This is a genomic window from Sphingosinicella microcystinivorans (genome assembly GCF_003634215.1).
GTDB lineage: Bacteria > Pseudomonadota > Alphaproteobacteria > Sphingomonadales > Sphingomonadaceae > Sphingosinicella > Sphingosinicella microcystinivorans.
The window spans coordinates 379,047-402,964 of sequence record NZ_RBWX01000007.1 but is presented as its reverse complement, the minus strand read 5'-3'; the positions used below and the strand labels follow the sequence as shown (position 1 = coordinate 402,964).

At 63.5% G+C, this 23,918-nt stretch carries 28 protein-coding genes and 5 pseudogenes; 9 read left to right on the top strand and 24 right to left on the bottom strand.

Features of this window, described 5'->3' with window-relative positions; translation table 11 throughout:
* Positions 1-57 precede the first annotated feature (57 nt).
* The 4 genes and pseudogenes from yidD to DFR51_RS02310 all read right to left on the bottom strand — a co-directional run.
* Positions 58-267, bottom strand: a pseudogene (yidD, locus tag DFR51_RS02325) (membrane protein insertion efficiency factor YidD); the annotation flags it as partial.
* A gap of 8 nt (positions 268-275) precedes the next feature.
* A pseudogene (gene rnpA / locus DFR51_RS02320) lies at positions 276-593 on the bottom strand (ribonuclease P protein component); the annotation flags it as partial.
* Between the two features lie 14 nt (positions 594-607).
* The gene (gene rpmH, locus DFR51_RS02315; protein WP_121049614.1) at positions 608-742 is read right to left on the bottom strand and encodes a 50S ribosomal protein L34; all 135 of its coding nucleotides are present in this window, start codon (positions 740-742) and stop codon (positions 608-610) included.
* Between the two features lie 132 nt (positions 743-874).
* A complete protein-coding gene (locus tag DFR51_RS02310; protein WP_243445580.1) occupies positions 875-1,165 on the bottom strand; it encodes a hypothetical protein in 291 nt (96 codons plus the stop codon).
* A 161-nt stretch (positions 1,166-1,326) separates the two neighbouring features.
* Between DFR51_RS02310 and DFR51_RS02305 the strand changes: the two are divergent.
* The 3 genes and pseudogenes from DFR51_RS02305 to DFR51_RS18680 form a co-directional block, all read left to right on the top strand.
* Positions 1,327-1,971: pseudogene (locus DFR51_RS02305) on the top strand (magnesium chelatase domain-containing protein); the annotation flags it as partial.
* A 406-nt stretch (positions 1,972-2,377) separates the two neighbouring features.
* Positions 2,378-2,572, top strand: a complete 195-nt coding sequence (locus DFR51_RS18685) for a hypothetical protein (RefSeq protein WP_126494581.1) — start codon at positions 2,378-2,380, stop codon at positions 2,570-2,572.
* Between the two features lie 247 nt (positions 2,573-2,819).
* Positions 2,820-3,530, top strand: a complete 711-nt coding sequence (locus DFR51_RS18680; protein ID WP_126494579.1) for a hypothetical protein — start codon at positions 2,820-2,822, stop codon at positions 3,528-3,530.
* Here DFR51_RS18680 and DFR51_RS02295 read toward each other — a convergent pair.
* Both DFR51_RS02295 and DFR51_RS19580 read right to left on the bottom strand, forming a co-directional pair.
* Positions 3,527-3,898: a hypothetical protein gene (locus DFR51_RS02295; protein ID WP_121047431.1), complete on the bottom strand. Its 372-nt coding sequence runs from the start codon at positions 3,896-3,898 to the stop codon at positions 3,527-3,529. The two genes, DFR51_RS18680 and DFR51_RS02295, sit on opposite strands and share 4 nt — an antisense overlap.
* A gap of 16 nt (positions 3,899-3,914) precedes the next feature.
* Positions 3,915-4,121, bottom strand: a complete 207-nt coding sequence (locus DFR51_RS19580; protein ID WP_420853146.1) for a DUF6771 family protein — start codon at positions 4,119-4,121, stop codon at positions 3,915-3,917.
* Positions 4,122-4,329: 208 nt separating this feature from the next.
* Between DFR51_RS19580 and DFR51_RS19575 the strand changes: the two genes are divergently transcribed.
* On the top strand, positions 4,330-4,557 hold the full coding sequence (locus tag DFR51_RS19575; protein WP_147423390.1) for a thermonuclease family protein: 228 nt from the start codon (positions 4,330-4,332) through the stop codon (positions 4,555-4,557).
* On the opposite strand, the gene DFR51_RS02285 is transcribed toward DFR51_RS19575, so the two are convergent.
* Positions 4,548-5,192, bottom strand: coding sequence for an SOS response-associated peptidase (locus tag DFR51_RS02285; protein WP_121047429.1), 645 nt, complete (start codon positions 5,190-5,192; stop codon positions 4,548-4,550). The genes DFR51_RS19575 and DFR51_RS02285 overlap by 10 nt on opposite strands.
* 59 nt (positions 5,193-5,251) lie before the next feature.
* On the opposite strand from DFR51_RS02285, the pseudogene DFR51_RS19570 reads away from it, so the two are divergent.
* Together DFR51_RS19570 and DFR51_RS19270 are read left to right on the top strand one after the other, a co-directional pair.
* A pseudogene (locus DFR51_RS19570) lies at positions 5,252-5,563 on the top strand (FRG domain-containing protein); the annotation flags it as partial.
* Between the two features lie 75 nt (positions 5,564-5,638).
* Entirely contained in the window at positions 5,639-5,932 is a 294-nt protein-coding gene (locus tag DFR51_RS19270; protein WP_243445579.1) for a hypothetical protein, read from the top strand.
* On the opposite strand, the gene DFR51_RS02275 is transcribed toward DFR51_RS19270, so the two are convergent.
* The 15 genes from DFR51_RS02275 to DFR51_RS02200 all read right to left on the bottom strand — a co-directional run bounded on the left by DFR51_RS02275 (position 5,922) and on the right by DFR51_RS02200 (position 17,704).
* Positions 5,922-6,422, bottom strand: a complete 501-nt coding sequence (locus tag DFR51_RS02275) for an SOS response-associated peptidase family protein (protein WP_121047427.1) — start codon at positions 6,420-6,422, stop codon at positions 5,922-5,924. The genes DFR51_RS19270 and DFR51_RS02275 overlap by 11 nt on opposite strands.
* Before the next feature lie 12 nt (positions 6,423-6,434).
* Positions 6,435-6,749, bottom strand: a complete 315-nt coding sequence (locus tag DFR51_RS18675; protein WP_126494577.1) for a hypothetical protein — start codon at positions 6,747-6,749, stop codon at positions 6,435-6,437.
* Positions 6,750-6,835: 86 nt separating this feature from the next.
* A complete protein-coding gene (locus tag DFR51_RS02265; RefSeq protein ID WP_121047425.1) occupies positions 6,836-8,083 on the bottom strand; it encodes a DUF6161 domain-containing protein in 1,248 nt (415 codons plus the stop codon).
* Positions 8,084-8,237: 154 nt separating this feature from the next.
* Complete coding sequence (locus tag DFR51_RS02260; RefSeq protein ID WP_121047424.1) at positions 8,238-8,840, bottom strand: recombinase family protein; 603 nt, start codon at positions 8,838-8,840, stop codon at positions 8,238-8,240.
* A gap of 227 nt (positions 8,841-9,067) precedes the next feature.
* Positions 9,068-9,283, bottom strand: coding sequence for a hypothetical protein (locus DFR51_RS02255; RefSeq protein ID WP_121047423.1), 216 nt, complete (start codon positions 9,281-9,283; stop codon positions 9,068-9,070).
* A 305-nt stretch (positions 9,284-9,588) separates the two neighbouring features.
* The gene (locus DFR51_RS02250; protein WP_121047422.1) at positions 9,589-9,792 is read right to left on the bottom strand and encodes a hypothetical protein; all 204 of its coding nucleotides are present in this window, start codon (positions 9,790-9,792) and stop codon (positions 9,589-9,591) included.
* A 384-nt stretch (positions 9,793-10,176) separates the two neighbouring features.
* Complete coding sequence (locus tag DFR51_RS02240; RefSeq protein WP_121047420.1) at positions 10,177-11,793, bottom strand: hypothetical protein; 1,617 nt, start codon at positions 11,791-11,793, stop codon at positions 10,177-10,179.
* A complete protein-coding gene (locus DFR51_RS02235; protein WP_121047419.1) occupies positions 11,783-12,061 on the bottom strand; it encodes a hypothetical protein in 279 nt (92 codons plus the stop codon). The genes DFR51_RS02240 and DFR51_RS02235 overlap by 11 nt, the downstream gene beginning before the upstream one ends.
* Before the next feature lie 117 nt (positions 12,062-12,178).
* On the bottom strand, positions 12,179-12,661 hold the full coding sequence (locus DFR51_RS02230; protein ID WP_121047418.1) for a hypothetical protein: 483 nt from the start codon (positions 12,659-12,661) through the stop codon (positions 12,179-12,181).
* A 2-nt stretch (positions 12,662-12,663) separates the two neighbouring features.
* On the bottom strand, positions 12,664-12,843 hold the full coding sequence (locus tag DFR51_RS02225; protein ID WP_121047417.1) for a hypothetical protein: 180 nt from the start codon (positions 12,841-12,843) through the stop codon (positions 12,664-12,666).
* A 2-nt stretch (positions 12,844-12,845) separates the two neighbouring features.
* Positions 12,846-13,616, bottom strand: a complete 771-nt coding sequence (locus tag DFR51_RS02220; RefSeq protein ID WP_121047416.1) for a hypothetical protein — start codon at positions 13,614-13,616, stop codon at positions 12,846-12,848.
* Between the two features lie 24 nt (positions 13,617-13,640).
* Positions 13,641-14,090: a hypothetical protein gene (locus DFR51_RS02215; protein ID WP_121047415.1), complete on the bottom strand. Its 450-nt coding sequence runs from the start codon at positions 14,088-14,090 to the stop codon at positions 13,641-13,643.
* A gap of 437 nt (positions 14,091-14,527) precedes the next feature.
* Entirely contained in the window at positions 14,528-15,262 is a 735-nt protein-coding gene (locus DFR51_RS02210; protein ID WP_197723698.1) for a BRO-N domain-containing protein, read from the bottom strand.
* A gap of 9 nt (positions 15,263-15,271) precedes the next feature.
* Positions 15,272-15,922 carry an antA/AntB antirepressor family protein gene (locus tag DFR51_RS02205; RefSeq protein ID WP_126494575.1) on the bottom strand — a complete coding sequence of 217 codons (651 nt, stop codon included), beginning with the start codon at positions 15,920-15,922 and terminating at the stop codon, positions 15,272-15,274.
* A gap of 192 nt (positions 15,923-16,114) precedes the next feature.
* Complete coding sequence (locus tag DFR51_RS02200) at positions 16,115-17,704, bottom strand: recombinase family protein (RefSeq protein ID WP_121047412.1); 1,590 nt, start codon at positions 17,702-17,704, stop codon at positions 16,115-16,117.
* Positions 17,705-17,735: 31 nt separating this feature from the next.
* Here DFR51_RS02200 and DFR51_RS02195 point away from each other — a divergent pair.
* Positions 17,736-18,617 (top strand): annotated as a pseudogene (locus DFR51_RS02195) (YifB family Mg chelatase-like AAA ATPase); the annotation flags it as partial.
* A 99-nt stretch (positions 18,618-18,716) separates the two neighbouring features.
* Positions 18,717-20,000 carry a dicarboxylate/amino acid:cation symporter gene (locus DFR51_RS02190; protein WP_121047411.1) on the top strand — a complete coding sequence of 428 codons (1,284 nt, stop codon included), beginning with the start codon at positions 18,717-18,719 and terminating at the stop codon, positions 19,998-20,000.
* Here the strand turns inward: DFR51_RS02190 and DFR51_RS02185 are convergent.
* On the bottom strand, positions 19,990-21,141 hold the full coding sequence (locus DFR51_RS02185; RefSeq protein WP_121047410.1) for an aromatic ring-hydroxylating oxygenase subunit alpha: 1,152 nt from the start codon (positions 21,139-21,141) through the stop codon (positions 19,990-19,992). The two genes, DFR51_RS02190 and DFR51_RS02185, sit on opposite strands and share 11 nt — an antisense overlap.
* Positions 21,142-21,252: 111 nt before the next feature.
* Between DFR51_RS02185 and DFR51_RS02180 the strand changes: the two genes are divergently transcribed.
* Positions 21,253-22,584 (top strand): AmpG family muropeptide MFS transporter, encoded by a 1,332-nt coding sequence (locus DFR51_RS02180; RefSeq protein ID WP_121047409.1) that lies wholly within the window; start codon positions 21,253-21,255, stop codon positions 22,582-22,584.
* Here DFR51_RS02180 and DFR51_RS02175 read toward each other — a convergent pair.
* A complete protein-coding gene (locus DFR51_RS02175; RefSeq protein WP_121047408.1) occupies positions 22,581-23,912 on the bottom strand; it encodes a bifunctional folylpolyglutamate synthase/dihydrofolate synthase in 1,332 nt (443 codons plus the stop codon). The two genes, DFR51_RS02180 and DFR51_RS02175, sit on opposite strands and share 4 nt — an antisense overlap.
* Positions 23,913-23,918 lie beyond the last annotated feature (6 nt).

The window sequence follows — 23,918 nt, the reverse complement described above, 5'->3', positions numbered from 1 at the left end:
TCGACCACCTTCTTGCGGCCCGCAGCAGGGCCTCGACTTCATTATGGATTCAGAACCGGGGACGGGATCGAAGCCCGAACCGCCCCACGGATGGCAGCGCAATATCCGACGAAGCGCGAGCGCGCCACCCTTGATAGGGCCATGCCGCTCGATCGCCTCGATGGCGTATGCCGAGCACGACGGCGCAAACCGACACGTCGGCGGCAGGATCACCGAAAAGCTGAGCTGCCAGCCGCGCGCCACGAGGATCATCATCCGGGCGACCAGCCTGCCGATCATCTCGCGACCTTCCGCACGGCGCGCGCCAGATCGGCGGTCAAGTCGGCATAATCACGGGTGAGCCCCGCCTCGCGGCCGATCAGCACATAATCATGGGCGGGAGATGCGAGCGCAGGCATCGATTCGGAAACCAGCGCACGCAGGCGGCGCTTCAACCGGTTGCGGACAACCGAATTGCCGATCTTCTTGGTGACGGTGAAGCCGACACGCACACCGCCGCCATCGGCGCGGTCACGGGCCAGCAGGATGAAGCCGTCAGTCACGGCGCGGCGTCCTTTGTTCGCGGCGAGAAAGTCGCGCCGCGCACGGAGCCGCTCCGGCTTCGGAGCTACGCCGACAGCCGCTTGCGGCCGCGCGCGCGGCGGGCCGCCAGAACCTTGCGGCCGCCCGGCGTCGCCGAGCGCGTGCGGAAGCCGTGGCGCCGTTTGCGGACGAGCTTGCTCGGTTGGTAGGTGCGCTTCATCGGACATGCCTTCTTGCGAATCGAATCAATAAAAACGGCCGCGCACGCGTGCTCGCGCAATCGCGACCGAAACCTTCGGGCGAGCGCATAGGCCAAGCGCGCGCCCAAAGTCAACGGAAAGCGTGGCCGCGCTTACTGCGCGCGCGGCTTTTTGCGGCGGCGAAGTCCCTTGTCCACCCAGTGCGCGGCCTTCGGATAACGGCGCTTGAACGCGACATAGCGCTTGCGCGCGCCGTGCGAGTTCCTGAGCACGAGCGCGAGGCCGATTGCAGAGCCGATGAAGCCGAACGGCCCTGGAATCAGTGGCCCGCCGATGATGGGCGACAGAATCATAAGCATCACGCCCGCTGTCATCTCCGCGCCACGGCGCGCGAGCGAGCGCGGCCGCCGCGGCTTGCGTGCGGGTGTGGAAGGCGTGGTCACGGGGAATCCTCGGGCGCGTGCGAATCGTCTCTGCTGCGCAGAGTGCGCCCACGGCGTGTCAAAAAAGAGGCCGTAACCCCAAGGGTTTGACGATAATGTTGACGCACTTTACCGGGGTCCCACGGTGGATCGTTTCGATGCATCAACGGGGGAAGCTGGTCATGGTTGCGCGCGTGCAGACAGTCGCGTTCATCGGGCTTGAAGCGCGCAGTATCGATGTGCAGGTGCAGATCGCGCGCGGGGGAGCCAAGTTCACCATCGTCGGCCTGCCCGACAAGGCCGTGGCCGAAAGCCAGGAGCGCGTGCGCGCGGCGCTTTCCGCGATCGGCCTCGCGCTTCCCTTCCAGCGCATCACGGTCAACCTTTCGCCCGCAGACCTCCCCAAGGAGGGCAGCCACTACGACCTTCCCATTGCGCTCGGCCTGCTGGCCGCGATGGGCGTCGTCGATCTCGAAGCTCTCGCAGGCTACGCGGCAGTGGGCGAACTCGCGCTCGACGGGCGCGTAAGCCCGGTGCCCGGCGTCCTCCTCGCCGCGCTCCATGCCTCGACGAATGACCTCGGCCTCATCTGTCCGGCCGCGCAGGGCGGCGAAGCGGCATGGGCGGGCTGCGACGTGCTCGCCGCGCCCGATCTCCTGAGCCTGCTCAACCATCTGAAAGGCACGCAGCTTCTCAGCCCGCCGACGGCCTCGGTCGCCGAAGATACAGCCGACGCCCCCGATCTCGCCGCCGTGAAGGGCCAGGAAACCGCCAAGCGCGCACTCGAAGTGGCGGCAGCCGGTGGTCACAACCTCCTCATGTTGGGAACGTCAAGACCCAATCAGATACGCGAGCTTGAGCTGCAAATTTTGGAGCATTGCAGAACTCGGTACAGGGACGACCGTTGAATGTTCGGTTTGAGAGAACAGAACAAATACACAATAGGTAGTGGGTCACCTCAGAAAGACCCAATTAGACTCCTGATAAATCCCTGAAAAATCTAATCTTTTCAAGAAATTCTGGATTCTGCTTGCGTACCTGTTTGCTTATCCACATTAAGGGATTTGACGCTGTCGAATAGATGAGGGCCCAGCGGTGGCACGCTGAGCCCTCTGATCGACAGGGCCTCGCGGGATGGTAGTCCGGCACGCGTGGCGGGAGTCAGATCGGGGGTGAGCTATGCCCACATCTGACTCCCACGGTCAAGCCGGTCTGTCTCAGAGGAGACTGGCGTTGAGTCAGAATGACGACGGGAAACGGCCCCGCAAGCCGATGACAACAGAAGCTTATGCGGAAGTCCGCCGCAGGTTGCGGATGGGACATTTGCAGCACGACATTGCGGCTGACCTTGGCTGGAACCAAGGCCGCATCAGTGAAGTGAAAACAGGGAAGCGGGGCAGCGATCCGTCCCAGCCTTCTTTTCTGTAGCAGCGTTGCGGGGGTGGGGCTTTGCCCTGCCCCCTTCTGTTGTCCGGCTTCTGCATGGACACGCCTTTGGCAGCTCACCGCCGAAACCCCCTCAAAACGCCGCAAGAACACGCGAGGAGTCCTCAGGGTAGGTAGGACTACCTGAGGAGCCGTTTCGTTCACCCTTGCCGCGATTTGCAGCGGTTTTACGGGCGAAATGGGCTAAACTTCGAGAAAGCTAAATGCCCATTGGCAAGCTCGATTTGTCATGAAATTCTATCGTGCATATTTTTCAACGGAGCACTTGATGCACAGGCGTCAAAGGTCTGAAATTCTCTCGCAGCTAGAAGTTCAAATATCCTTCTTGCGAAAATCTGCCGCCCTTTATGATAGTGGAGATTTCGAAGAAGCGCGCCGACTTTCAAGCACCATTCACATAATTTGCTATGACAAAGGGCGCACCGTTTCTCTTCTTTCTCAGCTGGGGTTTAAAAGTTCAATTATGCTGCCGTGTTCAAGACGACACATTGAATCAGTATTTATGGCGGGGAGTGCCATCCTTAAGGTGCCGATGGTTGTTGAGCGTCTTGGGCCGCTACTGTGCATGAAGAAGAACGACGCCGACGGCATTCATTGTGCGAATAATTTTGAAGGTGTGGAGAATTTCCCGCGAGTGCGATTTGAAGTGTGGTGGAAAGATATCATCTGGCGCCACCCCGAGGGCGAACTGACTCGTGAAAGCCTCATCCTGTCTATGAGGGATCAGGACGGGGGCAGCCATTATGACGGGCAGCTCAATGACAGCGGCTACAATCGGCTAGCACGGCTGGGCGACGATAGGGTCACTCTTCACAACGGAAAGCCCTCGATATGGACGCATGGTGCGGGTCCGGGAAAGCCGCTGATGAATGGACACCACGCTTCTGTCCGCCAAATAGCATTCGAACTCGATGAGGCGTTAAAGGCTCTAAACCTTTAGCCAGCCGAGTTCCGACCCTTACATATGTCAGAAAAGCTACCTCGGCGGTGCCCCCTCGCGACCGCCTCAAACACTTCAGGCGTCCCGCCCATGCCCACGCTTTTCATGATGGCGTTCCTGCATCCCCGCAGCCGGGTCTCCCGCACGTAGTTCGTCGCATCCTCATCCTGACCACCGTGCCCCTCGTAGCTCAAGGCTTTCCAAAACTCATCGTAGGGCAGCCGGTTGCCGTCACTCTGGCTGTAGAGATACGCGAGGCAGAACCGCAGCGCGAAGGTCGGCCGGGGCTTCTCGCCGGTGTATTCGCCGATAGACTCGTCCAGCGCCACGACGGCCTTGTAGATCATCTGTTCGCGGGTGAACGGCATGGGCGCCGGGAGTGGGCTAGATGGGGAGCCGAAGTTGGTTTTGGTCCACCTCAGGCGCACCTTCGAGCCGCCGCACGACGTTTTCGGCAAGCGCCCGCGCGGCATCCTTCCGGGCGCCTTCACTGTGCGTTGCAAGACCGATGCGGGCACCTAGAGGGGCGCGGTGAGAATTAGCGAGGCGAGTTCGGTGGGATCGATTCGGGACATGGGCCAAAGAGAACATAAGAGGAACATTCTTGCAACGCCCCTCTATCGGCAGCGCGACGGGCGGAGTAGGTGGAGGCCCTGAAGGTCCACCGATAGCCCCTGAAAGTTCCGCCGTGTTCGCCGCTGCCCTCATCCTCTCTTGCATCGCTCCTTCGGTCCACGACGGGGACAGCCTGCGGTGCCAGGGCGAACGGGTCCGGCTGGTGGGCATTGATGCACCTGAGATGGCCGACAGTCCCCGTTGCAAGGACGGCCGAAGGGCACGTTCGGATTGCCATGAGGGCCGTGCGGTGGCGTCGAGGGACTATCTACGCTCCCTCACGCGCGGCGAGGTGCGTTGCACGGTGACGGGGCGGGATACTTACGGCCGGGCGTTGGCGCGGTGCGTGTCGGGCGGGGTAGACCTCAATAAGGCGATGGTGCGCGCAGGGATGGCACGCCGTTACAGGTGAAGCTCGGGAGCTTTCCGACGCAGCCACGGCTCCACCGTCCGCTCGATTTCGGTAAGCCCCGCCGGGAAAGTCCGGTCCTGAAAGCCCCGCACGTCGTCCAGCGAGCCGTGCAGCCAGCGCTCCCACTCATCCGGGAGCAATAGGACCGGCATCCGATGATGCACCGGCTCGACGACCGCGTTGCAATTGGTCATCAGCCCCGAATAGACAGCGCCCCACTCGTCGCTGTCCTTCCACATCCCGGCCCACGCGAACACGGGCTGTCCCTTCACCCGAAACCACGTCCGCGTCTTGGCGCCTTGTTCGCCTTCGGCCTCGGCAAAGCCGGTGAGCGGGATCAGGCAGCGGTGTTCTGGACGGTGCGCGATATGGCGCCACATGAAGCTGGACAGGTCGGCGATATTGTTCACCGGCTTGGGCTTGATCGGCAGGCCGGTTTTCTTGCTCTTTTGTGGCAGCGGGAATCCCCACGTCATTGCCTGCACCACGCGCCCGCCGTCGGCCTCGCGCACCACCATGCCGGGGGCGCCGGGATACACGTCGCCCTGCGCGGCATTGAAGGCAGTCGGCATCCGGGCATTGAAGGCGTCGGCGATGTCGGCCGCGCTCACGTTGACGGTGTAGAGGTTGCACATTGCGCTAGCGTATCATGCTTCCGACCGGCAACAATGGCCGCCGCTGGGGAGGGGGATAGATGTTGCAAACGGGCTGGGGAGTTATTCGCGACTTCATGGACGTGCTAGCCACGAGGGGGCGAAAGTATGCCATCTATAGAGGGCAATCAGATGAGCGATGGTCTCTTGTGCCGTCGATTTTCCGGCAGGGAACCTACGGAATTAACCACCCTATACATCTCGGTGATTGGAAGAGACGGGCAAGTAGGTTTGCTTCGCCACTCCCCACGGATGACATTGAGTGGCTAATACTCGCGCAACATTACGGCCTCGCCACGGCCTTGCTGGATTGGACGACCGGGCCTCTAGTTGCTCTGTTTTTTGCTTGCGATGACCGAAACAACCGTGCGGCAGACGGGTGCGTCTGGTGGACGCTCCGAACTGAATTTGAGGAGGCGGTCGATACCATGATGATTGAGGTCTTCAAACCCGTTCGGGACAGGCCATTCCTGATCAATGCCGTTGGACGCAATGTCCGTTCGACTGCGCAGGACAGCTTGTTAAGCCTGCACACTGCCAGCGATTTCCAGACTTTAACGGCGGAACGCATTTTCACGGTGAAAGCGGCTGATAAAGTTGCGACGCTGGATGCGCTGGAGAAGTTGGGCTTTTCGGGGGAGCGCCTGCACTTTGATATCACAAAGCTGGTCGCTCGCTTCAAAGAGGAAATGGCCGGTCGGCGCGCGGCCGCTACGCGCTAACTTCAAAGCTCCCCTTCGGGAACGGCCTGAGAAGGTCCTCCACAGCCCTCCGCTGCCTCAACCAGTCCTCCCAATCCTCAGGGCGCACCACGGCCAACTGTCGGTCCTTGTAAGGCGCCACATCAGGCCCCGCCTCGGTGGTCAGCGCCGCGAACGCCTCGGGCCAATCGTCCGTCGCCGGGCGCCACATGCCCGCGAAGCAAAAGAACGGCTCATCCGTCACCAGCCGGACGGAGTAGCGCTTGCGGCGGGAGCCCATACCCGCTTCCACCTCGAACTCTGACGCGATGATGAGGCAGGGGTTGACGATGGTGCGCCCTTCGGAGCGCAGGAGGCTTATGGGGTCGCCGTAGGGCTCCCTCGGTGCCAGCCCCCATTTGCATCGGCGTTGCCGCGCGGCCCCGTCCTCCCACACGACAATCTGCGCGAGCTTTCCGGGGCCGTCCCTCCAGCGCTCCGAAGGTGCCCTTTGGCGTACCGCAGCGGTCATTCGGCGCCCCCGTCAACGCCGCCGCCGTAGCTCCTTCTTCCAAACCGTCTCGCTCGGCATCGGCAGGGTCTCATCGGTCGGCAACTCATGGACAAGGTCCAGCGTCGGCCTCCGCGCCCCGCAGGACGTGCAACGGCACTTCTCGCGGACATCGGGGAGCCAGTCGGGACGGCCGCGCTTGTGGAAATGATACCAGAGGGCGTGAGGGTCAAAGATGCGCTGATGACGGCAGCGGGTGCAGGTGAGCTTGACGGCATAGTGGCGGACGGCCGCGTCAAACAGGTCGCGGATGGGGTTGGCGAGTTCGCGGGGTGTTGAAGGTGGCACTGAGGGGGCCGTGGGGTTTCGGTGAGTCGGCGCATGGGTGGATGAGAACATAAATGGAACAAATGGACAAGGTCCACTAAAGGGTTTCAGCCTCGCATAGAGCCCCGGTTATCGAGAATGCGCGCCAGAATGGCCGGGGCCGCGATTTCGCTCGGTGCATCCTCTTGCCCAATCCCCACCGTGCCCGGTCGAAACAGGGCATTGAGGATCACTAGGCGGTCGTCATCCTTGGCCGCACTTTCATTGATGAGAGCCAAATACGTCTGCGTCATTACACGGCGCTCCTCAGCATCCGCCTGCATATGGTTCTCGGTAAGGTACAGTCGGAGAAAGACGCGAGCGGCCCAAAAAATGAACGTCAGCAAGAAAGCCAGCGCCGCACTAACCACCACAAAGAATGCCGGGCTGACATTGTTTGAGGCAGTCTTTCCAAGGGAAACCCCCCACATATTCAAGCCCGATGCCTCAAGCACAAAGGAGCCCGCGAAGAAAAAGCCCAAACCGGCGGCAACTGCCGCAATCCCACCGAACCACCGAAGATTGCGCAGCGCAGCCTTGCGTTGGTCGCGATGGCCTTCCCTTTTCTCCTCCCAATACTGAACTGCTGCACGGAGGCGTATCTGTTCCGCATAGGCCGCCTTCGTGGCCTCAAGCTCCTCCTTGAGCTTGTAAAACTCGTCACGGTGAACCTTGCTCAGACCTTTGTGCACCTTCACCAGCCGCCGAAACACACGCTTCCGGGCGTTGCGCGTATTCGCAAGCTGGTCAGTCCAGTTGGACTCAAACGTGCTCATGGCGTCATCAAGACGGTTCTCAAGTTTTGTGACGTTCGCGCGCGCTGCCCGTCGTTCTGACGCCAGTTGATCTAGTATCGCGGCGGCATCTACCGCAGCCGGGTTAGCCACCAACGTCAAAAGCCGGAATTGCTTGGGGTAACGAATAAAATCAGCGTTCAAGACACCCCGAAGGATGCCGTAAGCGGTCGCCGCGTCAAGCGGGGACAGCCGTTCCTTTATCGCGAGCAGGGCCAGCCCTACTTCGCTTGAAGAGTGAAACAAGACTGGGGGCTGGCCCGCGTAGTTGCTAAGCAGAATATGAGCTATATCACGACCCTCTACTGTATTCGCATGTCGCATCTCTCTGGCGACGCCTCTGATATAGCTAAGGCTTTCCTGCGCCGAATTGAGAAAGTCATAATTTTGTAGCCCCGGTGTCGAGGGCGTAAGCCAACTCCACGCGTCGCACTCTGCCTCAATCCAATCGACAAAATCAGAAAAAGTAGCGGGCGCAACAACGCCGCCATTTTCCCCAAGGTCAACATTGAATACTTCCACGATGCCCCCAGAAAGATGCTATTTCTTCACACTGAGAACCTACGTTCTGCCCACCGAATATAGAAGAACAAAAAAAGCAGGTGAGAACGGAAGGAAATTTGGACTGACCCGGACCTCCCCGGCCCCCTCGGTTCTCCGCAAGGCCCTCCCGTGGCTACGCCGCGTCCTTCAACACCTTCTGCACCGTCGCGGTGGACACGCCCGCACCCTTCGCAACCTCCCGGATGCTCTTTCCGGCGCCCCTCAGGTCAACAATGGTCCGCCTCAGGTTCTCCGGCAGCGTGGGGCGGCCGATGGCTTTGCCCGTCTTGGTGCCGCGCTCCTTCGCCCGTGCCAGCCCGGCCTTCACACGCTCTTGGATCATGGCCCGCTCGAACTCCGCGAACACGCCGAGCATCTGGAAGAAGGCCCGGCCCGAGGGCGTGGAGGTGTCTAGGGCTTGCTGGTGCAGGTAGAGGTCGCAGCCGACCGACCGAAGCTCATTCAGGAAGCCCACGAGGTCGGACATGGAACGGCCCAGCCTGTCCACGCTCCACGCGGCCACCATGTCGAAGCGGCGGCGGGTGGCATCCTTTAGCAGGGCATCGAAGGCGGGGCGCTTGTCGCGGCTCTTGGCCCCGCTGATCCCGGCATCCTCATAGACCTGCACCACCTCCCAGCCGCTACGGGCGGCGATGGCGTCCAGCTCGCGGCGCTGATTGTCGGTGGTCTGCTCCCCCGTTGAGACGCGGAGGTAGAAGGCAACGCGCTTGGTCATGGTCTGCTCCCGTTAGTGCCGGGGAAGGCTTATCGCTAAGTGTATCAATAAACAAGTGATTAGTGATACGAAAAATGGGGACCGGAGAACCGCAGAATTGCGTGGGGCCGGGAGCCCATTTGCGGAGAGGGTTTCTGATACGCACCCCGCAGGGCACACCACCGGCGCGCTTATGGCGAAGGAAAGGAACCGAAAGGGCGCCGATGGTGTGTTCGGGTGCCCGGCCGCTAGGCGACGGCGGGCCGAGCGAAGAACGCCGCCGTGCGTGCGACCGATGCCGCGACAGCGACGGCGTGCGAATTGTCGTCTCCCGCATCTGCAAGCGGCGATAGCCATGCCGGGCGGGTGCGCCGCGTGACACGGTCGAAGAACGCCGCATTGCGCTGCGCTACGCCGCGAGCATTGGCGAGAAGCGGGTCGGCCTGTGAAAGCTGGAATGTCATGGGGTCTGCCCTCCGATTAGCGTTGAGGGCATACCACATAACACGATCTAAGCTATTGTAAACAAAGAAATACTTCGTTTAATCGAACTATGCCCCGTCAACATATGCCACCCCCCTGCCGCCATGACGCTCCGCCGGAAACCTCGGTCAAGAGGATGAACCCCGAGGTTCACCGGCGGAGCGCCACAGGGCACCCCTATGGGGGGAACGGCGCTGACGGTTCAGCGTATATGCCCCCACGGAATTTTTCGCCGAAACCATCGGACCCCCTCAGGTCCGCTTTCGGTTTCGCCGCAGGTCCGCCCCTAGTCTTCGTCCGGCAGCGGCTCGTGATACGTCACGAATACCGGCGACAGCCCCGGAATGGGGTTGTGCGACGTGGTGCGCGGTGCGTTGGGCACCTTCGGCGCGGGCGGCGTCACCGGCTCCAGCGCCGCAATGTTCGTGCGGAACGTGGTCGTGCCGAGGGTTTCGGTGCGGTAGACGGGTGTTGGTTCTTCGGTAAGCATCGGTTTTCCTTCAGTCAGCAATCGGCGCCCCGCCGTGTCCCTCAGTGCCCTCTCGGAGCTTCTGAAGGTCCGCCGAGGTCAGCTTTCGCTTGGGCGGGCACGGCCGGAAGTCGAACAACGGGCAGTTGCCGCTTTCGCAGGCGGCGACTTGCTGTCGCCATGTCCCGGCAGCGCCGGGGTCGTAAATACAATCCCGGCACTTGGCGCTGATCGCCTCCGAGCGGGTGGTGGGGTTAGGCATTCGTTTCCTTGGTCTATTTCACCGGGAAAACCCTGTCAGAATGGACCGCCAGACACCGAAAGGGGCCTTGGGGGTATGGTAGTACCGGGGAGGCGACCGAGGGCGTTCTTTTGGTTTTTCTGAAGGGGTTTTCGGGGTGGCCCTTATTTGGCCGTTGGTATCTCGTCCCGCGCCTTTTTGGACGTGCCGGAGCCGCTGCGGGTCATCAGCCAGTTCGACAGGCGTTCGGCAACGTCGGTCGGGTCTTTCCCGCCATCGACAAGAGCCGAGCCGTATGCGGCAAGGGCTTCGGCGTGCAGGGCGTGGAGTTCCGCGCCGATCCGCGCCTTCTCGTCACGGGTCCGCTTGCTCCGCTTGATGGCCTGTTCAATGTAGGCTTTGCTGGCGTCGATGGCGGCAAAGCCACGGCGCCCCTCAGGTGTCGCTAGAACCGTTGCGCGGATTTCGCGGAGCTTCCTGATGGACTCTGCGGTTTCCGAGGTAGCCCGCTTGCGAACATCGCCCACACCGAAGGCGCCGTCAGCGTTGGCGCGGGCGATTTCCTTCATGGCTTGCGCGGAGGTGATGGAGCCGGTCACGTAGCGGGCGACGATGTCATTGCCCACGGTGTCCGCGCGGCGCTGCTCGGCGAGCGTCTGAGAAGCGGCAATCTCGCGGGCATTGGCGCGGGCCTCTCTGGCGTCTGCTTCCATCCAGCCGAACAGCGAGGAGACATGCTCGGCGTCCAACTTGCCCTCGCTGCGGAGCTTGGTGATTTCCGTGCGGGTCGGGGGCTTGCCGAAGTTGTATCGGTCGGTGAGCGCGTCCATTGTCGCTTCCTGCACCTCCGCAACCCGGCGGCGCTCGGCGACCTCAAGACGGGTTTGCGTCTGGTCCCGCTGGTTTCGGATGGTCTTGACCTGATCCGGGGACCACGATGACTGGCCATCGGCACGCTTCGCGCCAAGCAGGGCGTTCATGCCTGCCACGTCACCGCGTTCGTCAGCGTCCTCTAGGAGGACCGTCAGCATGGTCGAACGGGTGTCGCCTGCGCTCATGCCCGGCAGTCGGCGGGCAAGCAGGGTCTCAACGTCCAGCGTCCCGGCCGCAAACTCCGCCTTGGCACCCACGGCCATGTTGCCGAGGTGTTCGGTGTGGACGCGGTCGGTGATGACCTGTTGGGCCGCGATGAGGGCTTTTTGGCGCGCATCGCTTGCCGCTTGGGCCACCGCACGGGTCGCTTCGGGAGAACCGAAGTCACGGAGGTTGCCCGTCTCGTCCATGAGGGTTGAGCGGTAGTGCGCCTCAATCGCCTCGTTCACGTCGTCGAGGTCGGCGCGCTTCTCGGGGTCGTTCAGGAGTTCGTCCACAAGGGCGCCGGTTTCGAGCGTGAGCTTCACGCCTTGGGCTCGGGCCGCTTCAACGGAGTAGCCGTCCGCATAGGCGCGGCTGCGCTTGGCGCGCTCGGCGTCCTTGTCCTTGCCAGTGGCGGCATCCGTCATGCCGGTGGCGGCGTCGGCGGCGCGCTGGCGCTCCGCAAGGCGTTCGTCGCGTTCGCTCTGGATATCGGCGACACCTTGCGCGGTGCGGTTCACGAGACCGAGGACGCGCTTCAGCTCATCGGCGCCGCCGTCACCGCGTCGAGCCGTGCCCATGCGGGCGTTGATTTCGAGTTCGGGGGCGCGGACGTTGCGGGTGGGCAAGGTGCCCGCGCGGTTGTTCGTCGGCCGTGCCGCAACATTGGTGCGGGGGTCGAGGCGCGATAGGTCGCTATTCGCCATGCGTGGGGACACCTTCCGGGTTTGCTTCGATGGAGAGGCGGCTAAGGACCATCAGCCGCGCGTGTTGCTTGGCGAGGCGCCGAAAGCGGGCTTCAAGTTGCGCGGGGGTGAGCCGAAGGTCTTGGCGGGCAGCCGCCCGCGCTTTGTCGCACGGCTTGCAGACGTACATCTTGCCCAAAGGGCGCGAACGGTCGGCGGCGTAATCCGTGAGCGGCTTCACGACCTTGCAGGCGCCACAGCGGCGGGTCGTCGGGGTGGCTTTGGTCATGGCAGGCTTTCGGAATGCAAATAGGGATAGGGCAACGCCCCTCCACCGCCGGACGGTGTGTCTGGCGGCGGAGGAAGCGCGGCAGACGCCCGCTCGCTGCGGGCGTCAGGTACGGCTTTACGCAGAGAACCGGGCGTAAAGCTGCACGCACTTGCCGGGGAGGCTTGGGATGACGCTGACGCGGGAGAAGCCAGCTTCCTTGAGGAAACGGACGATGCGCGGCCGGTCACTGGCGAAGGTGTTCCACAGCGAGGCGTAGCGGTGTTCCAAGAGGCCGTCGAATACGGTCCTGGCTTTTGCACCGATGGCATCGGCGTGACGGCTGAATGCCTTCGTCCCGACCACCCACACCTTGCCTTCGGCTTCGTGGTTCCCCGGAAGGATGCCAAAGAGGCCGATGGGAACGCCCGTGCCACCAATGACCACGTGGGCGAACGTGGAGCCGTTGAACACGTCGCGTAGCTTCATGCCGGTCGTTTCCTCGACATGATCCAGCCATCGGAGGTCGGGCGCACTGATGTTTGCCCAGACGTAGCAGCGGGCCGCGTCGGCAAAGCCCAGCTCGCAATCGACCACGTCGCGGATTGTGATGTCGGCCACGGCTATTCCTTCTCGTCGGTAACGATGTCGATGGGGCCGCCCATGCTGACCACGGTCATGCCGGTGGGCGTTGTGGTCTCGTGGGCGCGGCTGCGCTCGGCGTAGGACGGGCTGTTCGGGTTGTACGGGTCGGCGGAAGGCCGCTTGGGATAGCTGCGATACCACTGGGGCTGGCGGCGCATGGTTAGACCCGCGTCCGCTTCATCGCGGCCTTGGCCTTGGCCATCCGCTCAACCTCTTCCTCGCGGACCATCGCATCGGCGCGGGCGTCAGCTTCGCGCAGAATGTCGATGCGCTCGGCGGCTGCTTTCCGCTCGGCGACCGCCGCGTCGAGGGCACGTTGCAGGCGGCCTTCGCCTTCGGACCCCGTAAGCGCGGCGAGGTGTTCGCCAAGGCGGAGAAGTTTCGCCTCCCACTGTCGGCGCTGCTCGCCTTCCAGCTTGAACACCGGCACGGCTTGCGGCTTGCCGGTCGCCGGATCGTATTCGGTGCGATGGGAGCTGATGGCTTGTAGCTCCGCCTCCACCTTGTCCATCTGGAGTTCAATCTCGTACTTGTCGCGAGCGAGCTGGAACACCTCGATCTGATACGGGTTCGCGCCCGGACCCGGTCCCGCCATCAGGCGCGCATTGACGGCGCGCTTGGTCATCATCTCGGCGATAGCGCGCTGTTCGGCCTTCTCCCCGCCGCCGAACTCCTTGGCGCGGGCTAAGATGGCTTCACGGTCGGTCGGCGAGAATGTGCTGAGCGGCGGGTTGGCAAGGATTGCGGCAGTGCTGTCGTTTACGGTCGCATCCCAGCCGTAGGACTGCGTCTTGCCGTTGTTGTCTTTCTCTTCCCAGCCGAACGAGTTGGTATCGCTGATGATGTCGAAATTCTGGATTTCGGCGCGCAGGGCTGCGTCGGCAGCACCTTCCGCCGCCGATGGCGCCGTGGCCGTCGTCGTGTCAGTCATTGGGTATTCTCTCTTGATGGGCGCTCAGGGGCGCCATTGGTAGACAACCGCCTTGGGGCGGTCGGGGTTGTGCGGCTTCAGGGTGAAGCCCATGCACCGGGCAAGCCGGGCGTGGCTTTCCGATGATCGGTGAGCGGTCAGACACACGCCCTCGGGGCACTGCGGTGCCGTGGCGGCGAGGAGACCGAGAAGGGGGTCGGTGTCGATGACCGGGAAGCGGTCGTAAGCATTCGTGAGGGCAAGCCAAAGGACGCCCTCGGGTTTGCCGACATCGAGACCGGCAATGGCCAGCGGCGCCCCGCCGTGGACGTAGGACAGCACCAGCGGCGTTGAGGTGGCAAGCTCGGGGAGCCATGAGCGGGCGTCGGCACGACCGTGGGAGGCTGCCAGCGCAAGGACGGTGCCCATAGACACGTCCGCAGCGGCGGCCACCGCGTGAGACACATGGAAGGGGATGGCCGATACGGCACGCATCGGCGGTCCTTTCGGATGGAATGGGGTGCAGCGGGCCATCGGCCAGCGGGAGGGGCACCGACGGCCCGCTGCAAAGGGTCCGTCACCGCGTCGATAGACAGCGGGAGGTCGCCTTAGGGGAACTGAGGAACGTTGAAGTGAGACCGAAAGAGGGTTCTAGGTTAGACCACTCCTAACCCTCTTTCCTCCTTCAATGAGGTCTTTCCGAATGTCTGTAGAAGGAACCTGAGAAGGAGTAGGAGAAGGAGCATATATAGATAAACCTAAGGACGCGCGTGTGTGGGAGCGGTCTGTCGAAGTTCAAGAGTCCATCGAAAATTTTTCTGTCTGACCATGTCCACCCGGTCGGCGGTGTCTTCCCGGCGCAGCCGTTTTGGTCGGTCGCGTGGAGGTCGCGCGTGCAGGCGCGCGCGTGTTTCTTTCACCGAGAGTGCGGGCTAATTGGGGTATGCGGACCTCCCCACCTGAAACCCGCAGAAAACCGCCGTTTCTTCCCGGCCTCTTGCCGTCGCCATCTCGGTGCCAATCGGCCCGTCTTTGCCCGACTCTGTTGGCTGTCCGTTGCCCTTTTTGACAATCCAGTCAGAAAGAGCCGCCGGGCAATGTATGCACCCCGCCGTTGCGGGAAGTATTCTGCGAAAATGCGGAAAAGCCCTTCCCGATTTATTGGACAAATTTGTCCAAAAGTTCTCCGCGCGGAGCGCATCCGGGTACGTCTGAGGTATCGGCATCTCGTCCCGCTGGTCCGCCGCAGCGGTCGCGCGGGCCTCCTCATTGAGCAGGTAGCCGCCGGTCTTGCGGATGGCCGGAAGGACTTCGCGTGTGACCCAGTCTTGGAAGGTGGCCGCCTCCGGTTTATCGGAGCGCATGATGAGCATATACAGGCCCGGCTCCGACACGACCTTCATCTCAGTGACGTGGTCGGCCTTTGTCGGGACGGGGGTTTGTATCGGATACAAACGGGTCTCTGCCTGCTCCACCTTGCGGAGCGCGACGGTCACATTCGCCTGTCCCCTGTCGGAGATATAAAGCCCGAGCGCCCGGCACACGTCCGCCGCGACGAACCAAGGTTCTCCTTCGATCATCACGTGGCGGACCTGATGGCCCTTGAAGTTGTGGAAGGATTTTTGGGTCCGCACCCGGAAATCCATGTTTTGCTGTGTAAGCAGCAAAAGCGCCCCTTATTGCGAAATAACGCAGAAAGGTGGCAGCGGCGGGCGTCGGTCGGATGACTTTCCACCAAATCCGGTGAAAAGCTCGACGCATCTCAGGCGGTTTTGAACTTCGAAGTGCAAAAGTCGGCGCCGCATTTTCCACAATCGAGTGGAAAATTCTGCCGCCATCTCCACCGCAGCGCTCTCCATCAGAATGAAGTACCGCCGCGTCTTCCGCCCGATCTCATTGTTCTCGACCATCGCCAGCTCCTTCGCCATGTCGCGGGAGAGCAGGAACTCGACGCGCGGGCGTCCTCGGCCGGAGGGACTTTTGTGCGAAATTGCATGAAAGTCGGAACCGGCCTCGAAGCCGTAGGTGTCAATGCGACGCCTGATCCACACGTTGAACTGGTCCTTCACCCCCAGCCACGCATGAAGGGACCGGGCGTCGAACCGAGGCTGCCCCTCATGTTCGACTGGAGGGAGCGCTGCGCGGAACTGGTCGATGTCCTGAGGTTGAGACAAGGTTATCATGAGGTTCTCCTGTGGCAGCGCTTGCCGCCGTGGCGAGCGGCGAAAACGACAGACGGCGCGCGACACGCCGACGGTTATCCCTACGGGAATGCGGGCCAATCGACGGATATCGTTTAGAATCAAATGGTTGTTCAGATTCAGCACTCGCCGCCGCCCGGCCACTTCCGTCCCGCGCAAGCCGTGCTATCTTGGCGCCGCTCGGGCCTCCCGAGCTTGGCACTGGGCTACTTCCGTAGCTCTATCAAAACAGGGCAGCGGCCACCTTGACCAGTACCGCCGCCCATCCTGCCGTTTCTCTCCGGCAGGGCTGGCGACAGGTCCGCTTCGGCGGGCACGTCAAGACGGCGGCTGGTTGACCACGGCCGCCGTCTCGTCCGGCCAACCATACATGACATCCGAGCTGCCTCCCTGCCGCCACTGGAACCGCAGGAACCCCTCTCGGTAGTCCACGACGACCCCGCTAAACAGCGTGCGGAGGAGCCCATTGATTTCGGCCTGTTCGGGCAGGTTCTCCTCATCGGCGAGACGGTCGGCGAGCGCCCCCGCTCGCGTCACCATGAGCCCGCCGTCAGCCACGGCGCGCTGCTCCCCGAGGTCCGCCAACTCCGCCCGTAACGTCTCAATCTCGGCTTCCAGCTTCACGATGCGGACGACGACGGCCCGCGAGCGCTGTTGAGCTTCGATTTCCAACAGCTCTTGCAGGTGGTCCTCAAGGGCGCTCACGGTTGCCTCAAGCCGGTTGAAGTCGTCGTCCATCGCCGCGCCGCGCTCACCGGCCGGAACATCGGCGAGGAGAAGTGCTTGCCAGTCGCGCCGAAAGGCGTCCTCAAGTGTCGGGAGGTCGATAGCGCGGTATCCGTGCGCCGCTGCACCAAGCTTGGCCTGCGTGCAGACGAGCTTGGGCTTGCCGCCCTTCGGCCCGCCGCCCTTGTAAACCCGCGTCATGGCAGCGCCGCACTCGGGGCACTTTGCCAATCCGGCAAAGATATTCGTGACCGGGGCCGAGCCGTGCTTCCCTCGGGTTGACCCTCGGGTGTCCTTGATGGCCTTGACGGCAAGCCAATCGGCCTCCGCGATGATGGACGGAAAGGCGTTCTCAATCGGTTCTTCCATGACGCGGCGGGCCTTCCCGCCTTCGAAGTCCATGAAGCCGCAACGCAACCGACCGATAACGGCATCATTCCGCAGTATCTTGGCGACAGACGAGCGGTGCCAAAACTTGGCACGCCCAAGCGGCGGGACGCCTTCGGCGTTCAAGCGGTGCGCGATGAGGTGTTCCCCTGTGCCCTCAAGGGTCATGCGGTAAATCCGGCGGACAACCTCCGCTTTCGCTTCGTCCACTTTGAAGCCGTCGCCATCGACGGCGAGCCATGCAGGTGCGCGGCTAGTAAGCCGACCGCTCTCCCCTGCCCGAACCTTTCGGCGTTTCTCAGCCCATGCGGCAGCGAGCCGCCGACCCTTGGTCTTGCTTTCCTCGTGGGCTCGCCATGACACCATCATTGAGATGAGGAGGGCCATCGGGTCTTCATCGAGTCGGGCGGCGGTATATTCTTGGCCGTCGTTTAGGGTCACGATGGTGACGCCGCTGTCCACAATGTCATTGATGAGCGATTGAGCCCGGCGCGGAGTCATTCGGCTGATTCGGTCGAGACTTTCGACCAACAGGAAGGAGCCCGGCTCCACGAGTTCCTTCCGGCAAGCCTCCAAGAAGTTGCCCAAGCCGCTGTCGCTCGCGGCGTTCGAACCCCGATACGCCGACACGCCCGAGTCTTGGTAAGAGAGCCTGTCGTCCAGCTCTAGGCCGCGCTGATGCGCCCATTTGGCGGCAGCATCAGATTGCCGCCGGAAGCTGTCGCCTTTGGACTGTTCATCGGTTGACCATCGGGAGTAGCTGTAAACTTTCGACATCCGGCGCAGTTGCATCATGGGCGGCTCCAAAACAAGAGGTCTCCAAGTGCATTACTTGCTGTTCTCCGGTCCTCCGGGCGCGGGCAAGTCGCTGCTCGCCGCCGCGCTGCCGGGCATATTGCCGCCGCTCACCCCGCGAGAAGCGCTCGAAGTTTCGATGGTCGCATCGGTCGCGGGGGCGCTCGACGGCGGCAAGCTGATCCGCGCGCGCCCGTTTCGCGCGCCGCACCATTCAGCGTCAATGGCGGCGCTTGTCGGCGGCGGCGCGAAGGCGCGGCCCGGTGAGGTCAGCCTCGCGCATCTCGGCGTGCTGTTCCTCGATGAACTGCCGGAGTTCCAGCGCCAAACACTCGATTCGCTGCGTCAGCCGCTCGAAACCGGCGAAGTCAGCATCGCGCGCGCCGCGCTTCATGTCACCTACCCCGCGCGCGTGCAGTTGATCGCCGCGATGAACCCATGCCGCTGCGGGCACCTCAGCGACCCCGCGCTCGCCTGCGCCCGCGCGCCGCGCTGCGCGGCGGATTATCAGGCCAAGCTCTCCGGGCCGCTCCTCGACCGCATCGACCTGCACGTCGAGGTCGAACCCGTTTCCGCCGCCGATCTCGCGCTGCCGCCGCCCGCCGAAGGCTCTGCCGAAGTCGCCGCGCGCGTCGCCGCTGCCCGCGCACTGCAGACCGCCCGCTATGAAGCGCACGGTGTCCGCACCAATGCGGAAGCGGACGGCAAACTGCTCGAAGACGCCGCCGCGCCCGATGACGCGGGCCGGCAGCTCCTTATGCAGGCCGCCGAATCCATGCGCCTCACCGCGCGCGGCTACCACCGTGTCCTCCGCGTCGCCCGCACGCTTGCCGATCTTGCGGGCGCGGAGAGCGTGGCACGCATTCACATTGCCGAAGCGCTCAGCTACCGGCGAAGAGCGCCGGTGAACTGAACGCATGCCTTGCAGCTATTCGCTTCCAAAACCTGAACGCATTTCCATCGCCAGACCGCTCGTCTATCGTCGCCGCCCCAAGGGCAGAGGGAGTCATTGATGCCGTTACATGTGAAGATGCTGATCGGGTTCGCGGCCGGTCTTGTCGCGGGTCTTGTCGTGCATTTCACCGCGGGTGCGGATGCCGCGTGGGTGCATACGATCACGACCTACGTGACCGGCCCCATTGGCCAGCTGTTCCTCCGCCTGCTGTTCATGCTCGTGATTCCGCTCCTGTTCTCGGCGCTCGTCCTTGGCGTTGCCGAGATGGGCGACATCCGCTCGCTCGGCCGCATCGGCTGGAAAACGCTCGCCTACACGATCGGCGTGTCTGCTATCGCAGTCGTCATCGGTCTCGTCTTCGTGAACGTGCTGCGCCCCGGCGACGGTATTGATCCGGCGGTCGCCCAGCGTCTGCTCGCGGATGCGGGCGACGGCGCTGCCTCCATCGTGCAGAGTTCGCGCACCGCGCCTTCGGGCATGGATGCGCTGATCAACATCGTCCCCTCCAACGTCATCCGCGCGGCGGCGGACAACGACATCCTCGCCGTGATGTTCTTCGCGCTGATGTTCGGCATCGGCATGGTGCTGGCAAACACGCCGGGCACGGAGCGACTGAAAGGTGCGATCGAAGGCCTGTTCGACATCACGATGACGCTCATCAACCTCGTCATCCGCCTCGCGCCTTATGCGGTCGCCTGCTTCATGTTCAATCTCGCTGCGCTCTTCGGCTGGGATCTGCTGGCGCGCCTCGCCTCTTACGTGGGCGTCGTCGTGCTCGCGCTCGGCGTCCACATGCTCGTCGTCTATTCGCTGGCCGTGAAGTTCCTCGGCGGCATGTCGCCCGCGCGCTTCTTCAAGGGATCGGAGGAAGCCATCGTCATGGCCTTCTCCACAGCCTCGTCGAACGCCACGCTGCCCACGGCGCTGCGCGTTGCTGAAACCAAGCTGATGCTGCCGCGCCGCGTCTCGCGGTTCGTGCTGACCATCGGCGCCACGGCGAACCAGAACGGCACTGCGCTGTTCGAAGGCGTCACCGTGCTGTTCCTCGCGCAGTTCTTCGGCGTCGAGCTCTCGCTCGGTCAGCAGGTCGTGGTGATGCTGGTGTGCATTCTCGGCGGCATCGGCACGGCGGGCGTGCCCGCGGGCTCGCTGCCTGTCGTCGCGCTCATCCTTGGCATGGTCGGCGTACCGCCCGAAGGCATCGGCCTCATCCTCGGCGTCGACCGTTTCCTGGATATGTGCCGCACGACGCTGAACGTCACCGGCGATCTCGCCGCCGCAGTCGTCGTTTCGAAGGGCGAGACCGACCCGCCGCTGCTCACCCCCGAACCTATGCGATGAGGCTTTCCACGGTCTCGTGAAAGCGGCGGATGCCGAGTTCGAGGCTGCCGAGCAGCAATTCGGACACGGCACCGCTTTCCAGACCCTGCTGGCCGAGCGCGGCGGCGCCGAAATCCTCGGTGCCGAACACACCGCCGTCGAGCAGTTCCCATGATCGGCGCCAGTGATCCTCGGCCTTCGCGGTCGCAGGCTTTTCCGGGATCAGCATGAAATCCTCAACCAGCGTGCGCCCCGCCGCCTGCGGCATCAGCGTCATCAGGTTCACATAGTCGGGCGAGAACACCAGCACCGTGCCGGGTACCAGCTGATAGGCATAGGTCACGACACGGCGCAGCGCCGCCCAGTCTTCAAGATCGACCTTCGCGAGATAATCGGCGCGCGCCACGGCCGAACATGCGTGCGGCCCGATCCGTTGGCCCGCAGTGATCCCGTCCACGAAGAACGGCGCAATGGTTTTCGCGTGCAGCCGCTGCACGTGGTAGCTTTCAAGGAACGCATCCATGATCAGCTTCCAGTTCGCGGGCACATCGTGCGTGCGGCGATTGTAAAGATACATGTCGCCAAGCCCGAGCGCATCGAAATCTGCCGCAAGCGGGCCTTCGACATACGAAAAATCGTATGTCCGGTCCCGCTCCAACCCCACCCAGATGATGCCGCCCGCCTCGCGCGAGGGCAGTTCCAGAAGGCCGCGCTCCGCCTTGTCCAGCCCCGGAAACGTATCCGCGCGCGGCACGCCCACCAGGTGTCCGTCCAGGCCATAAGCCCAGGCGTGATAGGGGCAGACGATGCGCGGCGCCTTCTGCACCTCGGCTCCATCCATCAGCCGCGTGCCGCGATGGCGGCAGACGTTCAGGAACACGCGCACCGTGCCCTTGCCGTCGCGTGCGAGGAGCAGGGGCACGCCGAACCCGTCGTGCGGCACCGCCATGTTCGCCTCGGGCAGCAGCGCCGACACCGCGACCGCCACCGGAAGCCGCCCGAACAGCCGCTCGCGCTCCAGCCGGAACCGGGCTTCATCGACATAGACAGAGGCGGGAACGGTCGCGGTGCGATCTTCGTGCGCGGCCTTGCCGTCCGCGATCGCCCGCGCCAGCGAAAGCTGACCGGCGGTCGGACGGCGCGGAGGTGAAGGAGCGTCCATCCCGGCATTCTACCGCTTCGAAGCCTGCCCGGCACCTAGTGCAAACGGGGGAGGATTCCCGTGCCGCCTTTTCTGCCCTACACACGCGGGAGTCAGCATCGAGGAGTAGGCATGGCGGGCACGTTCGCATCGGTTCGGGACCGTCTTCCCGAAGGTGTCCGTCCCTATTTCGAAGCTGCGCCGTTCGCCGCGCTCTTTCTCGGCATGTCGTCAGGCTTCCCCTATGCGATGATCGGCGCGACGCTCACCACGCGCCTCGCGCAGGACGGGATCGACAAGAAGAGCGTCACCACCTTCGCGCTCGTGTTCCTCGCCTACAACTTCAAGTTCCTCTGGGCTTGGGTGGTGGAAGGCGTGCGTCTGCCGCTGCTTGGACGGCTCGGCCAGCGCGTCTCATGGATGCTTTTCACGGCAGCGCTGGTGATCGCCGCCGTCATAAATCTCGGCCTCACCGATCCTAAGGCGGATATCATGGCAGTTGCCTTCGCCGCGATCTTCGTAGGTGTCGCGGGCGCAACCTTCGACATCGTCATAGACGCTTATCGCATCGAGCTTCTGGAGCCGCGCCAGCTGGGAGTCGGCGCGGGCATGTCGCAATACGGCTGGCGTATCGGCGCGGCGGGCGCGGGTGCGCTCGCGCTTGTCGCCGCCGATCCCATGCAGTGGAACCTCGGCTGGGATGCGGCATACATGCTGTGCGGCGTCTTCGCGCTTCCGGCTGCGATCACGGCGCTGGTGATGGGCGAACCTGCTCGCCACAAGGAGGTCGCCGCGCGCAAGTCACTAAAGACGCTCGGCACGGCAATCATCGGTCCGTTCGCGGAGTTCCTGCAACGCAGTGGCGCTTGGCTGGTGCTGTTGTTCATCCTGCTCCACAAGATCGGCGACACGCTCGCGAACCTCACGCTGCGCCTGCTGTTCGAGGATCTCGGGTACTCGAACACGGAAATAGCGATCTACGATGTCGGCGTCGGTTTCTGGGCACTGCTTGCGGGCATCTTCGTAGGGGGCGTGCTCTACGCGAAGCTGGGTCTGAAGCGCTCGGTGCTACTCAGCCTGATCCTGATGGCGGTTTCCAACTTCAGCTTCGCTGCGCTCGCCGCCGTCGGGCACTCGAACACCGGTATGGCGCTCGCCATCGGGTTTGAAAATTTCGCGAGCGGCATCGGCGGCGTCTGCGTCGTCGCCTATTTCTCCGCGCTCACCGATCTTCGCTTCACGGCGGCACAATATGCGCTCATCTCCGCCTTCGCGAGCATCGTCGGCCGCTTCCTCACCGGCACTACGGCAGGCGCGCTGATCGAATCGTTCGGCTACGTAAACTACTACCTCTTCACCACCGCCATCGCCCTCCCCGGCATCCTGCTCTTCTGGCTGATGATGCGCGCTGGCCTTATCGACGCATCGATCGGCACGGCGGGAACGGAAAGGGCGAAGGATTAGCCCGGAAGCGGCCCGTTGATCCGCAGCACATCTCCCGCGAGGTAGAGCGAGCCAGCGATCAGCACCACGGGCGGTGCCTTGCGGTCTGCGGCGTGGCCGATGCGTCGAAGTGCATCGTCGACCGACAGTGCGGGAGTCGCGGTGAGGCCGACCTCGCTCGCGAATTTCGCGAGCGTTTCGGGGGGCACGCAGTCGTGTTCGGGGATGGGCACGGTGTGTACCGCCGTCACGCGGCCGGCGAAGGCTTTCAAGAAGGCCGCCGCGTCCTTGCTCTGAAGCATGCCGAGTACGAGATGAAACGGCGTCGCGGCGATATCCTGCGCGCGGAAGGCATCGACGATGACGCGCGCCGCCGAAGGATTGTGGCCGCCGTCGAGCCAGAGTTCGCTGCCCTGCGGCAGGTGCTGCACGAACGGGCCGCTTTCGAGCCGCTGCAAGCGCGCGGGCCATTCCGCCCAGCCCGGCCCGGCACGCAGCGCCGCATCCGGCACGGCGAGTGCAGTCTGGTGACGCAGCATCGCGGCGGCAAGGCCGACATTGTCGATCTGATGCGCGCCCGGCAGGCGCGGCATCCCGAGCGTCAGCTTCGCGTGTGCGTCGCGGTAGTGAAGCTGGTCCTGATAAATCCCCACGTCCCAGTCGATGCCGCGCGCGATGATGCGCGCGCCTTTGGGCCCCGCCACCTCGCCGATCGCGGCCGCGACCGTTTGCGGGTAGCGGGACGTGACGAGCGGCACGCCGGGCTTGGCGATGCCTGCCTTCTCACGCGCGATGTCGAGGATCGAATGGCCAAGGAACTGCTGGTGGTCGAGCCCGAGCTGCGCGATGCCGCACACTGCCGCCGTGGGCATCACATTCGTCGCGTCCCATGTGCCGCCAAGCCCCACCTCGATGACACAGGCATCGGCGGGGGTGCGCGAAAAGGCCGTGAATGCCGCAGCCGTGGTCAGCTCGAAGAAGGTGATCTGCTCGCCATTGTTGACGCTGATCACATCGCCGAGCAGTTCGATCAGCTCGGAATCGGTGATCAGCCTCCCCGCAAGGCGGATGCGTTCGTTGAAGCGCACCAGATGGGGCGACGTGAAAACGTGGACGCGGTAGCCCGCCGCCTCAAGACACGCGCGCAGGAAGGCAGCCGTCGAGCCCTTGCCGTTGGTGCCGGACACGTGAAACACCGGCGGCAGGTGGTGGTGCGGGTTGCCCAGCTTGCCGAGCAGGCGTTCGAGGCGGCCGAGCGTCAGATCGATGAGCTGCGGGTGCAGCGCTTTCGCCTCGACGAGCAAAGCGTCGAGCGCAGGATTGTCTGACCGGGCCCCCTCGGTCGCCATCAGCGC

Bases quoted from the DNA above. Each gene is read 5' to 3' on its own strand.
- DFR51_RS02260 (WP_121047424.1), bottom strand. From the start codon at position 8,840: ATGACCAAGCGCGTTGCCTTCTACCTCCGCGTCTCAACGGGGGAGCAG.
- DFR51_RS18680 (WP_126494579.1), top strand. From the start codon at position 2,820: ATGAAATTCTATCGTGCATATTTTTCAACGGAGCACTTGATGCACAGG.
- DFR51_RS02250 (WP_121047422.1), bottom strand. From the start codon at position 9,792: ATGCTTACCGAAGAACCAACACCCGTCTACCGCACCGAAACCCTCGGC.
- DFR51_RS02220 (WP_121047416.1), bottom strand. From the start codon at position 13,616: ATGACTGACACGACGACGGCCACGGCGCCATCGGCGGCGGAAGGTGCT.
- DFR51_RS02275 (WP_121047427.1), bottom strand. From the start codon at position 6,422: ATGACCGCTGCGGTACGCCAAAGGGCACCTTCGGAGCGCTGGAGGGAC.
- DFR51_RS02215 (WP_121047415.1), bottom strand. From the start codon at position 14,090: ATGCGTGCCGTATCGGCCATCCCCTTCCATGTGTCTCACGCGGTGGCC.
- DFR51_RS02240 (WP_121047420.1), bottom strand. From the start codon at position 11,793: ATGGCGAATAGCGACCTATCGCGCCTCGACCCCCGCACCAATGTTGCG.
- DFR51_RS02200 (WP_121047412.1), bottom strand. From the start codon at position 17,704: ATGATGCAACTGCGCCGGATGTCGAAAGTTTACAGCTACTCCCGATGG.
- DFR51_RS02180 (WP_121047409.1), top strand. From the start codon at position 21,253: ATGGCGGGCACGTTCGCATCGGTTCGGGACCGTCTTCCCGAAGGTGTC.
- DFR51_RS02190 (WP_121047411.1), top strand. From the start codon at position 18,717: ATGCCGTTACATGTGAAGATGCTGATCGGGTTCGCGGCCGGTCTTGTC.
- DFR51_RS02295 (WP_121047431.1), bottom strand. From the start codon at position 3,898: ATGCCGTTCACCCGCGAACAGATGATCTACAAGGCCGTCGTGGCGCTG.
- DFR51_RS02175 (WP_121047408.1), bottom strand. From the start codon at position 23,912: ATGGCGACCGAGGGGGCCCGGTCAGACAATCCTGCGCTCGACGCTTTG.
- DFR51_RS02235 (WP_121047419.1), bottom strand. From the start codon at position 12,061: ATGACCAAAGCCACCCCGACGACCCGCCGCTGTGGCGCCTGCAAGGTC.
- rpmH (WP_121049614.1), bottom strand. From the start codon at position 742: ATGAAGCGCACCTACCAACCGAGCAAGCTCGTCCGCAAACGGCGCCAC.
- DFR51_RS02225 (WP_121047417.1), bottom strand. From the start codon at position 12,843: ATGCGCCGCCAGCCCCAGTGGTATCGCAGCTATCCCAAGCGGCCTTCC.
- DFR51_RS02285 (WP_121047429.1), bottom strand. From the start codon at position 5,192: ATGTGCAACCTCTACACCGTCAACGTGAGCGCGGCCGACATCGCCGAC.
- DFR51_RS19270 (WP_243445579.1), top strand. From the start codon at position 5,639: ATGATGATTGAGGTCTTCAAACCCGTTCGGGACAGGCCATTCCTGATC.
- DFR51_RS02255 (WP_121047423.1), bottom strand. From the start codon at position 9,283: ATGACATTCCAGCTTTCACAGGCCGACCCGCTTCTCGCCAATGCTCGC.
- DFR51_RS19575 (WP_147423390.1), top strand. From the start codon at position 4,330: ATGGCCGACAGTCCCCGTTGCAAGGACGGCCGAAGGGCACGTTCGGAT.
- DFR51_RS19580 (WP_420853146.1), bottom strand. From the start codon at position 4,121: ATGTTCTCTTTGGCCCATGTCCCGAATCGATCCCACCGAACTCGCCTC.
- DFR51_RS02185 (WP_121047410.1), bottom strand. From the start codon at position 21,141: ATGGACGCTCCTTCACCTCCGCGCCGTCCGACCGCCGGTCAGCTTTCG.